The sequence below is a fragment of the Paraburkholderia sp. D15 genome, from assembly GCF_029910215.1.
Lineage (GTDB): Bacteria > Pseudomonadota > Gammaproteobacteria > Burkholderiales > Burkholderiaceae > Paraburkholderia.
The window spans coordinates 2985403-3000232 of sequence record NZ_CP110395.1; the positions used below are offsets into that span (position 1 = coordinate 2985403).

A 14830-nucleotide genomic window follows, 5' to 3' on the forward strand; every position below is an offset into this window, starting at 1 on the left:
CGACAGCGCGATCCCCGCCCTTTTTTTACCATGCAGTCAGACCGGATCGACTGGCGTCAATTCACAAGCCCCGGTCGGACGACAGCTAGCCCAGCTAGCGCGTGCCGGACAACACGGGCACGTCAACCGATGCATTCTCGACAAGGAGAACTTTCATGAATCGACTGATCGCTTTGCTTCTCATTGCAGGGACCGCTGCGCTCGCCGGTTGCAACACCGTCGCGGGGGCTGGCCAGGATATCTCGAAGGGCGGCAACGCCATCACGAACTCGGCCGATCAGGCGAAGTAAGCCGCACGCTGGAGGATCGGCAAGCCCGTCGCGGGAAACCGCGACGGGCTTTTTTTTGCTTTTTTTGCGCGCCGGCGCCGGCGATCGTCTAACACAACCGGCGCCGGCGATCGCCCAAAACAAAACGGCGACCCACTCGCGTGGATCGCCGCCCGTCCTCCCCAGGACTATTTGCTGGCTCCCCTTGCCTTTGCCGCCGCGGGGAGCCGCCGGCAGGCGCATCGCGCGCCCGCCGTTCACCGCATGCTTACTGGCCCGTCAGCGTATTCGTCAGCTCCTGGCTCGGCGTGGTGGTGTTGCCGTTCTGCGAGATCAGCAGATGGATCTGGCCCGGCAGCAACTGGCTCAGCGTGCCGCCGATCGGCACCGACGAGATCAGCCAGTCCGCGTTGTTCGACAGCGAGAAAGCCGCCGACTGGAAGATCGGCGTCTTGCTGCCCGACGCGGTCACGATCAGCGAATACTGACCGCCCGACACATAGATCGAATCCTGGCCGCTGGCCGGAATCGCATTCTTGTACTGGATGCCAGCCATGTTCGGCGTGAGGGTCGTCACGTCGGTGACGCCGGCCTGCACCAGGTAGAAGTCGAGATTGCCGGCATTCTGCGACGCGTTGAAGCCGCGCAGACGCGCGCTATTGGACAGCAGGCCCTTGTCGAACGGATCGTCGATCAGGCCGATATCCGGCGCGGTCACGTTCGGCAGCGCGATCACGGTGTAATCGTGGCCCTTCGCGACGTTCGGGAAGTTGCCGCTCGCGAGCGCGGTCGTGGTGCCGGTATTCGCGTAGCCGACGTTGGTCGAACCAGTGCCGATATTGGTGAAGTTGGTCACGCCTTTATACGCGACGTTGGTTTGTCCCGACGGCGCCGCGCCGTTGACGAGGAAGTCGTACGGCGTGTTGGTGGTCGAACTGCCCGGGTTCGCGTTGATGAAGTGGATCTGCGCGTCGACGAGACCGAGCGTCTTGCCTGCATCGCTGGTACCGCCGCCGCCGCACGCGCTCAGAACGGTCGCCGCTACAGCCATCGCCGCCATGGTTCGGATCATTTTCATTGTGTTCACCTATATCGAGTGGGGCTCTTTCGCCCATTAGATTTATGGGTGCTTCGCTTCGGACCTCGGAATGTGTCCGGCGTCGCCGGGCACGCGTTCCGAAACGGAGCACTCCCTCCTATCCCTGCCGCACAACGCGCCTGGTGTGTTGGTATTACCGGCGACGCGGTCCGTGTCGATGGACGCTCCCTTCGAGCAATGCGTGTGCCGCAGGCTTCGATATGGCTCGATGACGCTGAAGAATGTCTTACGGCGCAACGATTTGCGTGATTTAGAATTTTTCCTCGGCGGGCTGGCCCGGCACGCGGTGTATCGTTCGTCCGCGTCCCATACTTACACGGTCCCCCGCATGTCTTACCAACGCTTACTCGCCGAACTCGACCTCGGATTCACCCGTCTGCGCAACCGCGTGGTGATGGGTTCGATGCACACCGGCATGGAAGACCGCTTCTGGCATTACCCGCAACTCGCGGCGTACTTCCGCGAGCGGGCGCGCGGCGGCGTCGGGCTGATCATCACCGGCGGCATCTCGCCGAATCGCGAAGGCTGGCTGCTGCCGTTCGGCGGCACGCTCAATTCCGTATTCGATCTGCGCAACCATCGGCAACTGACCGAGGCCGTGCATGCCGAGGGCGGCAAGATCGCGCTGCAGATCCTGCATGCGGGCCGCTACGGTTATCAGCCGTTCGTGGTGTCCGCGTCCGCGATCAAATCGCCGATCTCGAAGTTCAAGCCGCGCGCGCTCACCGTGGCCGGCATCGCGAAGACCGTGCGCGATTACGCGCGCTGCGCGCGTCTCGCGCAACGCGCGGGCTACGACGGCATCGAGATCATGGGCAGCGAGGGGTATCTGCTCAACCAGTTCCTGTGCCCGCGCACCAACCATCGCACCGACGCGTACGGCGGCAGCATCGAGAACCGCATGCGGCTCGCCCGCGACATCGTCGAGAAGGTGCGGGCGGCATGCGGCGAACGCTTTATCGTCGTGTACCGGCTCTCGCTGATCGATCTGGTGGAAGGCGGCAATACGTGGGACGAGACCGTGCAGGTCGCGCAGGCGCTCGAAGCGGCCGGCGTGACGATGTTCAACACCGGCATCGGCTGGCACGAGGCGCGCGTGCCGACCATCGTCACCTCGGTGCCGCGCGCGGCCTTCGCCGAACTCAGCGGACGGCTGAAGCGCGCGGTCAAGGTGCCGGTGATCGTGTCGAACCGCATCAATACGCCCGAGGTCGCCGAGGCGCTGCTCGAACAGGGCGCGGGCGATCTGGTGTCGATGGCGCGCCCGCTGCTCGCCGATCCCGAGTTCGTCGTGAAGGCGGCCGAGGGTCGCGCGCACGAAATCAACACCTGCATCGCCTGCAATCAGGCCTGTCTGGATCACACGTTCAAGAATCAGCGCGCGTCCTGCCTCGTGAATCCGCGCGCGGGACGCGAGACCGAACTGCTCTACCGTCCGCTCGCGGCCGGTCAGCGCGCGCGCTCGGTCGCGGTGGTCGGCGCCGGGCCGGCGGGGTTGTCGGCGGCGAGCGTGGCGGCCGCGCGCGGTCATCGCGTGACGCTGTTCGATGCAGGCACAACCATCGGCGGCCAGTTCAATCTGGCGATGCGCGTGCCCGGCAAGGAAGAGTTCGGCGAAACGATCCGCTATTTCCAGAGCCAGTTGCAACGCCATCACGTCGACGTGCGGCTCGGCACGCGCGTCGATCCGGCGCTGCTCGCGGCGGGCGCTTACGACGACGTGATCGTCGCCACCGGCATCGTGCCGCGGCGGCCGGCGATCGACGGCATCGACGGGCCGAACGTGCTGTCCTATGTCGACGTGCTGCGCGGCGCGCCGGTCGGACGGCGCGTCGCGGTGATCGGCGCGGGCGGCATCGGCTTCGACGTCAGCGAGTTCCTGCTGCATCGTCCGGACGAGCCGCTGCCGATGCCGCGCGATGCGTGGCTCGACGAATGGGGCGTGGATCTCGCGGTGCGGGAACGTGGCGGGCTGAAGACGCCGGCGCCGGCGCAACCGCCGCGCGAGATCTGGCTGTTGCAGCGCAAGGCGGGCAAGCTCGGCGCGGGGCTCGGCAAGACATCGGGCTGGGTGCATCGCGCGACGCTCGCGCGCAACGGCGTGAAGATGCTGGGCGGCGTGTCGTATCGGGAGATCAGCGCGCGCGGCTTGCGGATCGAGCGCGACGGCAAGGACGAGTGGCTGGAGGTGGATACCGTCGTCGTGTGCGCGGGGCAGGAGTCGTTGCGCGATCTGCATCCGCTAGCCGCGGACGGTGGCGCGGCGAAACGTGTAAACAGCGCAGTGAACAGCGCGGGTGGTTCGAACGGTGTCGGCCCGCGTTATCACCTGATCGGCGGTGCGCGGGTGGCGGGCGAACTGGATGCGAAGCGCGCGATCCGGGAAGGCGCGGAGGTGGCAGCGGCGCTTTGAGTTTAGAAGACCCCAGCGCGCCGCTAGGTCGCCAGACGTTTCTTCCGGTAATCGAACCAGAACGACAGCCCGACGCTCGCCAGAATCACGACGGTGGCGATCACCGTCGACCGCGTGACGGGCTCGCCGAGCAGCAGCGCGCCCAGCGCCACCGCGACCACCGGATTCACGTACATGCAGCTGCTCGCGATGATCGGACTGGTGTGCCGGATCAGAAATCCATACGCGACGTAGGCCGCCATCGTGCCGATCAGCATCAGATAGACGAACGCCAGCACCGGTAAAAAATGAACCTCGAGCATGCGTTCGCCCGACACCCACGCGACCATCGTCGACATTGCGCCGCCCAGGCCGATCTGTAGCGAGGTCGACAGAAACAGGTCCGACGGCAGCTTCAGGCGCCCCGCCAGATGCGCGCCGCCCGCCCAGAACAGCGCACCGCAGAGAATCGCCAGACTGCCGCCCGCCGAACCCGGCGCGCTGTCGCCGTGGCTGAGAATCGCGATGCCGACGAGGCCCAATCCGACCGCGAACCACTCGCCCCGGCCGATCCGGCGCCCCGCCACCGCCGCGATCACCGTCGCGAACAGCGGCACGGTGGCCACCATCACGGCCGCCGTGCCGGTGCCGACGGTGCGCATCCCGTATGCGAGCATGCCGCTCGACAGGCCGACCAGCATCGTGCCGACGAGACCCGCATTGCGGACTTCGGCGGCGCTCGGCCAGACCGGATTGCGGCGCGCGGCGAAGATGAACAGCCCGACGCCCGCGAACAGATTGCGCAGGCCCGACAGCAGCAAAGGCGGAAACGAGCCGAGCGCGACATGCACGGCCAGATAGGTCGATCCCCACACCAGATACACGACGCCGAGCGCGAGCGCGATCTGCCCGTTGCGCGACTGCGGCAGACGGATCGGAAAGCCGGTCGAAAAACGGGTGGAAAAGTGGGCAGAAACGCGGTTCAGGAAATCGCGGAAAAAGCCGCCCGCGGAGCGGCCAGGCAGTTGCGGCGCCATGCGTCAGCCCGCCGATGCCGTTCGAGGTCCCGCGCCCCCGCGAAACACCCAGTGGCGGGATGGCGGACACCGCATCGGCGATGCGGTCGGACGGGCGAGGCTGGCGGACATGTCGGTGGAACGGAAGGACGTTGGATGGCCAAAGCAGCAAAAACAAAAGGGCCAAAGCGCCGCGCCAGTCGAACAGGTTCTGCCTTATCGCCGCGCGGCGAACACGCGCCGAATCTGCGGCGCGCATCGCATTATGCAGTAAGCGCCCACCGCGCAAGGTGAAAGAATCGTAACTTTTTGATGCGCAAACAACAGAAAACCCGGGGAGCCAGATGCTGGCCGTCCCCGGGTTTTTTCGTTCCAGCGAGACCGTGTGTGCCGACCGCTCGCGGCCGGCATGCACGGCGTCCGGTCAGTTGGCCATCGCGCCCGACGCTTCGTGCTTCATGCCCATCGCGTCGCCGCTCTTTTTCATCTTGTCGTGCTTCATCGTGTCCTTTTTCATGCTGTCCTTCGACATGGTGTCCTTGGCCATCGAGTCCTTGGACATGCTGTCCTTCGACATCGCGTCGTTGGACATCGCGCCGCTCGCCTGGGCGAACGCGGCGCCGCCGCTGGTCAGAAGGGCGACGGCGACTGCTGCGATTGCGAACTTTTTCATGGGATAACTCCGTTGTTGTGGATGAATCTAAAAACCGGCTGGCCAGTCCAGCCGGGGTGCTTCCGAAGCTTCTGCCGCCCGGGGTCGCGGCACGGCGCGCGGTGCCATGACCGGCACCGTGCCGCGACCCGCGCGCGTCAGGAGCCTCCGAACCAGTTGTAGCCCTGGTCGACCCAATAGCCGCCGGGGTAAGTGTTGGTGACGAACATCTCGACGATGTGCTTCGGGTTCTTGTAGCCGAGCTTGGTCGGCATGCGCAGCTTCATCGGGAATCCGTATTTCGCGGGCAGACGTTCGCCGTCGAACGAGAACGTCAGCAGCGTCTGCGGATGCAGCGCGGTCGGCATGTCGATGCTTTCGTAGTAGTCGTCCGCGCACTTGAAGCCGACGTACTTCGCGCTGGTGTCCGCGCCGATGCGCCGCAGGAAATCGCCGAACGGCGTGCCGCCCCAGCGTCCGATCGCGCTCCACCCTTCCACGCAGATGTGCCGCGTGATCTGCTCGGCGTGCGGCAACGCGTACAACTCCGGCAAGGTCCACGTGCGCTGCCCCGTGACCAGGCCGCCGATCTTCAGCTTGTAGCCGTCGGCGTCGACAGCGGGCACGTCGTCGATGCCGTAGAACGCGTTGAACGGAAACGGTCGCGTGATCTGCGCCTCGGTGTAGGTCGGCGCGAGTTGCCGCGGATCGAACAGCGCGGCTTGCGCGCGATCGTTCAGCCGCGATACGGCGGTGAGAAATGCGTTGACCGAATCGTTGTCGGTCAGCGAGCAGCCGGTCAGCATCGACAGACCGCCGAGCGTCAGCAGGCGCTTGCCGAACAGGCGGCGCGACGGCATCGCGAGTTCGTTGCGCGCGTCGATCAGGATCGACTCGCGGTCGAGCCGGGGCGCGGCCGGCGATGCGGCACGCGATTCAACGGCGGGTCGGGAAGGCTTGTTCATGATTCGATATCCGTAACGTTTCTTGCGATGGCCCTGGCGATGGCGCTGACGCCGGCGTTAGAGGTCATGCGATGTTTCAACGGCCACGCAGCATCGCGAGCAGCGAGCGCGGCACGAGTGCCACCATCGCCAGATGCACGGCGATGAACGCCGCCATCAGCGACATCGCGCAGAAGTGCACGATGCGCGCATTGTCGTAGCCGCCCATCAGTTCGCGCAGCAGCGGGAATTGCACCGACTTCCAGATCGCAAGGCCGGACAGCACCAGCACGATCAGGTCGGCCACCACGAACAGGTAGGCGAATTTCTGCACCGCGTTGTAGACGCGCAGGTCGGCATGCGAGAGCTTGCCGGTCAACGCGGCGACGAAATCGCGCAGCACCGCGCGCGGCGACAGCGGCAGGAACTTGCGCACGAAGCGTCCGCTCGCGAGGTTGAGCGAGAGATACAGCAGACCGTTGAAGACCAGCAGCCACATCGCCGCGAAATGCCATTGCAGCGCGCCGCCGAGCCAGCCGCCGAGGGTGATGTCAGGCGCGAAGCGGAAGCCCGCGAAGATCGGCGACGCGTCGTAGATGCGCCAGCCCGACAGCATCATCAGGATGGCCGCGAGCGCGTTGAGCCAATGCGTGACGCGCACCCAGAGCGGATGAATTGCGCGCCGTTCCGGCTGGGCCGATGGTGCGGCCTGCTTGCCGCTATCGCGCAGGACGTGGGACGTGGTCATGACATGCTCCTCTGTAACGAGCCTTCAACGGGGCTTCAAGGATTACTCAGTTTGGCGGGACATCGTCGGGCTCAATGGCACGCGGCCAGTTCGGCCACCTGCAATACGTCCCCGCTCGCGGCGTTCTCGACGAACGCGACGACCCCGAAGCGATCGGGATCGGCGGCCGCGTTGGCGTTGGCGTTGGTCGTGTCTACGCGAATATCGCGACGAATCTGCGCATTGCCCGCGACTAGCGGCACCGGTCCGATCCATTGCCGCACCACGCGCTCGTGATGCAAGGTCGCCCCGCTGTTTTCGCCCGCGCCGACGCGCGAACTCAGCGAGTTTTCATAGACGGCGAGGTAGGCCTCGAGCTGGCCCGACGTGTTGCCGCTGCCGTTGGCACTGCCCGCCTTGCCGACGAACTGCGCATCGACATGAAACGCGCCCGGCGTTTGCGGCATCCATTCCAGCGCGATATCCACCGGCGACGGTTGCGCGACGAGCTTGCCGACCCGGCTCTCGAAGCTGTCCCGTTGCGACCACGAGCGCAGCTCGCGACCCGACACGAACACTTCGGGCGTGTAGATGGTGTGACCGCCGGCCAGATCGGTCAGCGTCTGCTGACGTTCGCTGAAGCGATGCTGCGAGAAGCGATCGGTCCAGCCGAGGCTATTCCAGTAGTCGACATGCAAGGCAAGCGGCACGATGCCCTGCGAGGCGCCGCTGTTTTTCCATTGGCTCAGCCACGCATCGGCGGGCGGGCAGCTGTTGCAGCCTTCGCTGCTGTACAGCTCGACCAGCGCCACGCGATGCGCGGGACTCTGCGCGCGGCACACGGCGCCGGCCGCATCGGCGAGGCCGCTGGCCGCGAGGAGACTCAGCGCGACGACGCTCGCGGTGAGCCGCGTGGTGAAGCGCGCGGCAAAGCGCACGGTGAATTGCGCTGCGAGGTGTGCTGTGAAGCGGTTCATTGACCGTTCGTCGGACGAGCGGATAAAGGCGGTTGGCATGACGTGCTCCCATCAGGATCTGCACGTTTGTCGAACGGCCCGGCGGCTTATGACAGCCCATCGCGAAAATTTTTGCAGCGGCCGTCTCGCGCGCGACCGGACGGCGCGTCACCGACAGCGTGCTAACATCAGCCTTTCAATTGCATCGCGTCGTCGCTTGCCCGACTCGTCCCGACTCGTCCCGGCTGATGCCGGTTCATGCCGGTTCGCCCTGGCGATGCCCACCACCTCCGCAGACAACCGCCCGACTTCCCATGCGCTCGCCGACTTCCCGCCCCCACGCCCGTTCGCGCCACCGCGCGGCCGCGCGCGTGCGCGCGGACTTCGCACCGCGGCGCACGGTCCAGTCCCGAACGCTCCCGCTTCACGCCGCCCGGCGCCCGCTCTAACGCTGCTTGCTCCCTTGCCCCGAGCCGCGTAGACGGGCTCCGGGCCGATCTCATCCGCACGTATTTTTCTTTTCCGCAGATCGCACTGGAGTACCGTCGTGAAGAAATCCAAAACCTGCTACCTCACCGAACTCGATGTCGCCCGTCTCGAGAAGCACGCGGCCGCGCCCGGCGCCGACGCGCGCCTGCAGGACATGCTCGATCAGGTGCTGGAACGCGCGGTGATCGTCGCGTCGCGCGAGATTCCCGCCAACGTCGTGACGATGAATTCGCAAGCCCTGCTCGTCGACGAGAGCGGCGGCGAGCCGATGACGTGGACCGTCGTCTATCCGCCCGACGCGGACTTCGCAAGCGGCCGGCTCAACGTGTTTTCGCCGCTCGGGCTCGCGCTGCTCGGCGCCAAACGCGGCGAACGAATCCGCTTCACGCCGCCGAGCGGCGCCGAGAAGGTGCTGAAGCTGGAAAAGATCCTGTTCCAGCCGGAAGCCGCCGACGACTTCGTTTCGTAAGACCTGAGTTAAGGCCGAACGTAAGCCCGAACGTAAGGCCGAACCCAAGCCCGCAAATGAAACGGATCGCGCGCTGATACCCGGTATCCGATTTTTTAAGATGGGTTGCCAAGCGGCGGCCGGCCGGTGTATCGTGTGCGCTGCTAACGCGGGGGTCCTGCGTGGCGCGGTGGTAGGAGGTCCGTGCTGCGTGGGTGAGAAATACCCTTTGAACCTGATCTGGATAATGCCAGCGCAGGGAAGCGTACGGATTTCGCACCGGGTCTACCGTTTCACTCTTCTCGCGATCTCCGACTCCTTCCGTTTCGTCTCCTGCTTAGCCGCCCCACATTGCTTCGGCGTTGGGACCGGGTAAGACATGCACGCATGCCCACACCCGTTCCGGTCGACCGCAATAAATTGCATGGGACCGGAGTCAGGCGCTCGGCGTCATCTTCGGTCGACAATGGAGATACGCATGAACGCCAACCCGAAATTCCTTTCCGCCGACGCGCACGTCGACGAAGCCGCCGTCGCGCCGCTGCCGAATTCGCGCAAGATCTACGTGACCGGCTCGCGCGCCGACATCCGCGTGCCGATGCGCGAGATCACCCAGTCCGACACGCCGGACAGCTTCGGCGGCGAGAAGAATCCGCCGGTCTATGTCTACGACACGTCGGGCCCCTACTCCGATCCGGACGCGAAGATCGACATTCGCGCGGGTCTGCCCGCGCTGCGTCAGGCTTGGATCGAAGAGCGCGGCGACACCGAACCGCTGACCGGTCTGTCGAGCACGTTCAGCCGCGAGCGCGCCGCCGACACGGCCACCGCTGAGCTGCGCTTCCAGGGCCTGCACCGCACGCCGCGCCGCGCGATCGCCGGCAAGAACGTCTCGCAGATGCACTACGCGAAGCGCGGCATCATCACGCCGGAAATGGAATACATCGCGATTCGCGAGAACCAGCGCCGCGCCGAGTACCTGGAAAGCCTGAAGACCAGCGGCCCCAACGGCGAAAAGCTCGCGGCGATGATGGGCCGCCAGCACCCGGGCCAGGCGTTCGGCGCGAGCGCGTTCGGCCCGAACGGCCTCACGGCGATCACGCCGGAATTCGTGCGTGAAGAAGTGGCGCGCGGCCGCGCGATCATCCCGAACAACATCAATCACCCGGAAAGCGAACCGATGATCATCGGCCGCAACTTCCTCGTGAAGGTGAATGCGAACATCGGCAATTCGGCGGTGACCTCGTCGATCGGCGAGGAAGTCGACAAGATGACGTGGGCGATCCGCTGGGGCGGCGACACGGTGATGGATCTGTCGACCGGCAAGCACATTCACGAAACGCGCGAGTGGATCATCCGCAATTCGCCGGTGCCGATCGGCACGGTGCCGATCTACCAGGCGCTCGAAAAGGTCAACGGCAAGGCCGAGGACCTGACGTGGGAAATCTTCCGCGACACGCTGATCGAACAGGCCGAGCAAGGCGTCGACTACTTCACCATTCACGCGGGCGTGCGTCTGCAGTACGTGCCGCTGACCGCGAAGCGGATGACCGGCATCGTGTCGCGCGGCGGCTCGATCATGGCGAAGTGGTGTCTCGCGCATCACAAGGAAAGCTTCCTGTACGAGCACTTCGAAGACATCTGCGAAATCATGAAGGCCTATGACGTGGCCTTCTCGCTCGGCGACGGCCTGCGTCCCGGCTCGATCTACGACGCCAACGACGAAGCGCAGCTCGGCGAACTGAAGACGCTCGGCGAGCTCACGCAGATCGCGTGGAAGCACGACGTGCAGACGATGATCGAAGGCCCCGGCCACGTGCCGATGCAGCTCATCAAGGAGAACATGGACCTGCAGCTGGAATGGTGCGACGAAGCGCCGTTCTACACGCTGGGACCGTTGACCACCGACATCGCGCCGGGCTACGACCACATCACGTCGGGCATCGGCGCCGCGATGATCGGCTGGTTCGGCACCGCGATGCTCTGCTACGTGACGCCGAAGGAACACCTCGGCTTGCCGAACAAGGACGACGTCAAGACCGGCATCATCACCTACAAGCTCGCCGCGCACGCCGCCGACCTGGCGAAGGGCCATCCGGGCGCGCAGGTGCGCGACAACGCGTTGAGCAAGGCGCGCTTCGAGTTCCGCTGGGAAGACCAGTTCAATCTCGGTCTCGATCCGGACAAGGCGCGCGAATTCCACGACGAAACGCTGCCGAAGGATTCGGCGAAGGTCGCGCATTTCTGTTCGATGTGCGGCCCGCACTTCTGCTCGATGAAGATCACGCAGGACGTTCGCGAATTCGCCGCGCAGCAAGGCGTCACCGACGACGAAGCGCTGCAGAAAGGCATGGAAGTGAAGTCGATCGAGTTCATGAAGAAGGGCGCGGAGATTTATCAGCGTCAGTGAGTGTGATGGTGCGCCGCTGCGTTGGCGCATCGACGCATCCGCGCCTGCGTTCAGGCGCCCGGATCAGTAAGGTTCGGTGCGCGCGGCGGCTAGTCGCCGTGCGCCGTCCGCTCCGCCATGTCCTTGCATCGCAGCATCGAAGCCCGCCACTGGCGGGCTTTTTCGTTGACGCGACCCAGGCACGCGACATGCTGACACGATGCACACCAGGGGAAACATTTGATTACGAAGCCGACAGTCCGTTGACAAGCGCATACATCCGGAAACGGGTTGCGTGGCTACCATCGAATGGAAGGACTGGGTGTCGTTCATCGTCCCTTCTCCAACAGACAATTCACACTCACTGGAGTCAGCATCATGAAATCGATCCGCAAAATTGGCGCGCTCGCCGCCGTCGTCGCCGTGCTCGCGAGTCTTACCGCGTGTGACAACATGAGCCGTCAGGGCCGCGATACCGCGATCGGCGCGGGCCTCGGCGGTGCAGCCGGCGCGGCGATCGGCGGCAATGCGCTGTCGACGGTGGGTGGAGCGGCAGCGGGCGGGATTATCGGTAATCAGGTTGGCAAGTAAGGCGATCAGTCAGGTGATCAGTCATGGTTCGCGGCGCCGGCTTCGACCGGCTGTCGCGAACGTGGCCTGCAATGACGTGAAATAAGCCGTTACGGTTTTGCAATCCTGCTCACATCGCGCCAGCGTAAGCTCATGGCATCAGCGCCCCGGGCGGCGTTCGATTTAAACAGGAGCGCGTCATGAAGTCCCGCGTCGTCAGTACCTTTTCCAGCGTGTCTGCTTTATCCGCGATTGGCCGTCGGTTGCCGCGCGGCGTTGTACGTCCGCGTCTTTCCTTCCTGTCCGTTCTGCGTGTTTCGCGCATGTCGCGCGCGGGGGTCGCGCTCGGTGGCGCGGCTTGTGTGCTGACGCTGTCGGGTTGCTATTACCCCTACGGCTACTATCCCAACGGTTACTACCCGTACTACGCGACCGTTCCGGCCGGCACCGTGCAACAGGATGTGCAGGTCGGTTCTGGCGATCCGTCGATGGCGCAGCAGCCCATGCCGCCGCAGACGTCGGCGCAAGCTCAGGCTCAGGCGGCTCAGCAGATGCCGCCGGCCACCTATGCGACCGCCGCTGTTCCGCCCGCTCCGGTCTATGTGGCGCCGGCTTATCCCGCGTACTATCCGCCGCCGGCTTATCCTGCCTACCCCGCTTACTACGGCTATCCGGGCTGGTATGGACCGTCCGTGTCGATCGGGTTCGGCTTCGGCGGCTACTGGGGTGGACATGGCGGTTGGGGTGGGCACGGCCACTGGCATTGAACGATTGATGCGCCCGCTCGCCGCGAGCGTTCAGCGTTTCTGCGTTTCTGCGTATTACGCGCGTGCAAGACGGTGGCCTTCAATACCATCTCGCACGCGTTTGCTTTATCTGAGTTCCTCCCTCGTCTGCGTCTCCCCTCTCGTTACCGATCCTCTCTCCAGAACCGTTGCTTCGCCATGCGGTTGCCGCCGCTCGGTTGCTCGCCCACACCTCTGCCCCACCCTCGCCCGTAGTTTCCCTTCTTGACCTCCCCCATCCGGGTTCTATGCTTGTGTAACACCACACGCAGTACCCGTTTAAATAAGCATCCGGCATCGTCCGCAGTCGCTGTCCACCTGTGTTGTCCCCGTGGGCCGCCGCTACCGCCGATGTCCATCCGTCCTGCCCCGCGACGCGCCGGTCGTGCGTAGTCCCGCGTCGAGTCCGAACAACAACGAAGGAGACGCGATGTTTCATCAACTACTCACTCCGGTCGGCAACGCCTTGTTGCCGTCGTTCCTGGTCGCCGTTCTGCCGATCGTCGTCGTGTTGCTCCTCTTGGGCTGGGCGCGCCGGCCGGCCTGGCAGGCGTCGCTCGCGGGCTTGATCACCGGCCTGATCGTGGCCGTGCTGGTCTGGCAGTTTCCGGTCGGCCTCGCGTTGAACGCGGTCGCCGCCGGCGCCGTGTTCGCCTGCTGGCCGGTCATGTGGATCGTGTTCACGGCGATCCTGCTCTACAACATCTCGCAACGCTCGGGCCGCTTCGCGGCCTTTCGCATGTGGATGATCGACAACCTGCCGAACGACCGGCGCGTGGTGCTGGTGGTGATCGGCTTTTCGTTCGGCGCATTGCTCGAAGGGATTTCGGGCTTCGGCACGCCGGTCGCCATTACGAGTTCGCTGCTGATCCTGCTCGGTTTCCCGACGCTCGAAGCGCTCACCTTCACGCTGATCTTCAACACCGCCCCGGTCGCGTTCGGCGCGCTGGGCGTGCCGATCACCGTGCTCGGCGCGGTCACGCACCTGCCCGCCGATTCGCTCGCGAAGATGGTCGGCCGCCAGTTGCCGTTCTTCGCGTTCCTGCTGCCGTTCTACGTGATCGGCGTGTACGCGGGCTTTCGCAACATGCTGCGGGTGTGGCCGGTGCTGCTGGTCTCCGGGCTCAGCTTCGCGCTCACCCAGTTCGTCGCGTCGAACTACGTGAACTACAGCCTCACCGACGTGCTGTCGTCGATGGTGTCGCTGATCGTGACGATCGCGTTCCTGCGCGTCTGGAAGCCGGCCGCCGATCCGAAGTTCGCGGTCAACATCGACCGGGTGAACGAGGTGCGCGGCAAGATCGGCGGCGGCCAGGGCTGGTATCCGTGGATCATCGTGTCGGTGGTCGTGATCGTATGGACCGTGGCGAAAATTTTCCTGATCGGTGACGTCAAGGTGCCCTGGCCCGGTCTCGACAAGGCAGTCTTCATCACGCTGTACAACACGCCATACGGCGCGGTCTGGGACTTCCAGCCGCTCGCGACCGGCACCGCGATCCTGGTCGCCGCGGTCATCACGGCATTCGTGGTCGGACTCAGCGCGAGCGAATTCGGCAAGGCGATCGCCGATACGTGGGTGCAGACGCGGATCGCCATTCTGACGGTGGCGACCATCGTCGGACTCGCGTATCTGATGAACTATTCAGGGCTCACCTATACGCTCGGGCTCGGCGTGGCGTCGGTCGGGCCGTTCTTTCCGCTGGTGTCGGCGTTCCTCGGCTGGGTCGCGGTGTTCCTGTCGGGCAGCGATACGTCGGGCAACGCGCTGTTCGGCAACCTGCAGGTGGTGGCGGCCCATCAGTTGAATCTGAATCCGGTGCTGATGGCGGCGACCAATTCGTCGGGCGGCGTGATGGGCAAGATGATCTCGCCGCAGAACATCTCGACCGGCGTGGCGACCACCGAACTCAAAGGCAAGGAAGGCGTCGTGTTCGCGCGGACGTTCAAGCATTCGATTCTGTTGACCGTCCTGCTGGGGCTGCTGGTGTGGCTGCAGCAAAATGTGTTGCAGGGGATGATTCCGCACTGAGCGGATTGGCCCGGGTTCGGCTTGCCGGACAGCGTCAGGTTCGGGTTGCTGTCGAGCCGATGAAG

13 protein-coding genes and 1 riboswitch are annotated in these 14830 nt (G+C 64.9%); of the genes, 7 read left to right on the forward strand and 6 right to left on the reverse strand.

What is annotated here, in order from left to right:
• Positions 1-155 precede the first annotated feature (155 nt).
• Positions 156-290 carry an entericidin A/B family lipoprotein gene (locus tag LFL96_RS12800; protein WP_120344515.1) on the forward strand — a complete coding sequence of 45 codons (135 nt, stop codon included), beginning with the start codon at positions 156-158 and terminating at the stop codon, positions 288-290.
• A gap of 247 nt (positions 291-537) precedes the next feature.
• On the opposite strand, the gene LFL96_RS12805 is transcribed toward LFL96_RS12800, so the two are convergent.
• Positions 538-1347, reverse strand: a complete 810-nt coding sequence (locus LFL96_RS12805) for a DUF4397 domain-containing protein (protein WP_280995604.1) — start codon at positions 1345-1347, stop codon at positions 538-540.
• Between the two features lie 349 nt (positions 1348-1696).
• On the opposite strand from LFL96_RS12805, the gene LFL96_RS12810 reads away from it, so the two are divergent.
• A complete protein-coding gene (locus LFL96_RS12810; protein ID WP_280995605.1) occupies positions 1697-3781 on the forward strand; it encodes an NADPH-dependent 2,4-dienoyl-CoA reductase in 2085 nt (694 codons plus the stop codon).
• A gap of 23 nt (positions 3782-3804) precedes the next feature.
• Here LFL96_RS12810 and LFL96_RS12815 read toward each other — a convergent pair whose 3' ends face one another.
• From LFL96_RS12815 to LFL96_RS12835, 5 genes are all read right to left on the reverse strand, one after another.
• A complete protein-coding gene (locus LFL96_RS12815) occupies positions 3805-4797 on the reverse strand; it encodes an EamA family transporter (RefSeq protein ID WP_280995606.1) in 993 nt (330 codons plus the stop codon).
• Between the two features lie 403 nt (positions 4798-5200).
• A complete protein-coding gene (locus LFL96_RS12820) occupies positions 5201-5449 on the reverse strand; it encodes a pentapeptide MXKDX repeat protein (RefSeq protein WP_280995607.1) in 249 nt (82 codons plus the stop codon).
• Between the two features lie 137 nt (positions 5450-5586).
• On the reverse strand, positions 5587-6393 hold the full coding sequence (locus LFL96_RS12825; protein ID WP_280995608.1) for a molybdopterin-dependent oxidoreductase: 807 nt from the start codon (positions 6391-6393) through the stop codon (positions 5587-5589).
• A gap of 76 nt (positions 6394-6469) precedes the next feature.
• Positions 6470-7120, reverse strand: coding sequence for a cytochrome b/b6 domain-containing protein (locus LFL96_RS12830; RefSeq protein WP_280995609.1), 651 nt, complete (start codon positions 7118-7120; stop codon positions 6470-6472).
• Positions 7121-7191: 71 nt separating this feature from the next.
• Positions 7192-8076, reverse strand: a complete 885-nt coding sequence (locus LFL96_RS12835; RefSeq protein ID WP_280995610.1) for a DUF1223 domain-containing protein — start codon at positions 8074-8076, stop codon at positions 7192-7194.
• Positions 8077-8602: 526 nt separating this feature from the next.
• Here LFL96_RS12835 and LFL96_RS12840 point away from each other — a divergent pair.
• The 5 genes from LFL96_RS12840 (at position 8603) to LFL96_RS12860 (ending at position 14765) form a co-directional block, all read left to right on the forward strand.
• Entirely contained in the window at positions 8603-9013 is a 411-nt protein-coding gene (locus LFL96_RS12840) for a GreA/GreB family elongation factor (RefSeq protein ID WP_280995611.1), read from the forward strand.
• 140 nt (positions 9014-9153) lie between these two features.
• Positions 9154-9272, forward strand: a riboswitch (TPP riboswitch).
• Positions 9273-9470: 198 nt separating this feature from the next.
• Positions 9471-11402 carry a phosphomethylpyrimidine synthase ThiC gene (thiC, locus tag LFL96_RS12845; protein WP_280995612.1) on the forward strand — a complete coding sequence of 644 codons (1932 nt, stop codon included), beginning with the start codon at positions 9471-9473 and terminating at the stop codon, positions 11400-11402.
• 357 nt (positions 11403-11759) lie between these two features.
• Positions 11760-11972, forward strand: a complete 213-nt coding sequence (locus LFL96_RS12850) for a glycine zipper 2TM domain-containing protein (RefSeq protein WP_280995613.1) — start codon at positions 11760-11762, stop codon at positions 11970-11972.
• Positions 11973-12151: 179 nt separating this feature from the next.
• Positions 12152-12718, forward strand: a complete 567-nt coding sequence (locus LFL96_RS12855; RefSeq protein ID WP_280995614.1) for a hypothetical protein — start codon at positions 12152-12154, stop codon at positions 12716-12718.
• Positions 12719-13166: 448 nt separating this feature from the next.
• Positions 13167-14765 (forward strand): L-lactate permease, encoded by a 1599-nt coding sequence (locus tag LFL96_RS12860; RefSeq protein WP_280995615.1) that lies wholly within the window; start codon positions 13167-13169, stop codon positions 14763-14765.
• The last annotated feature ends 65 nt before the right edge of the window (positions 14766-14830 follow it).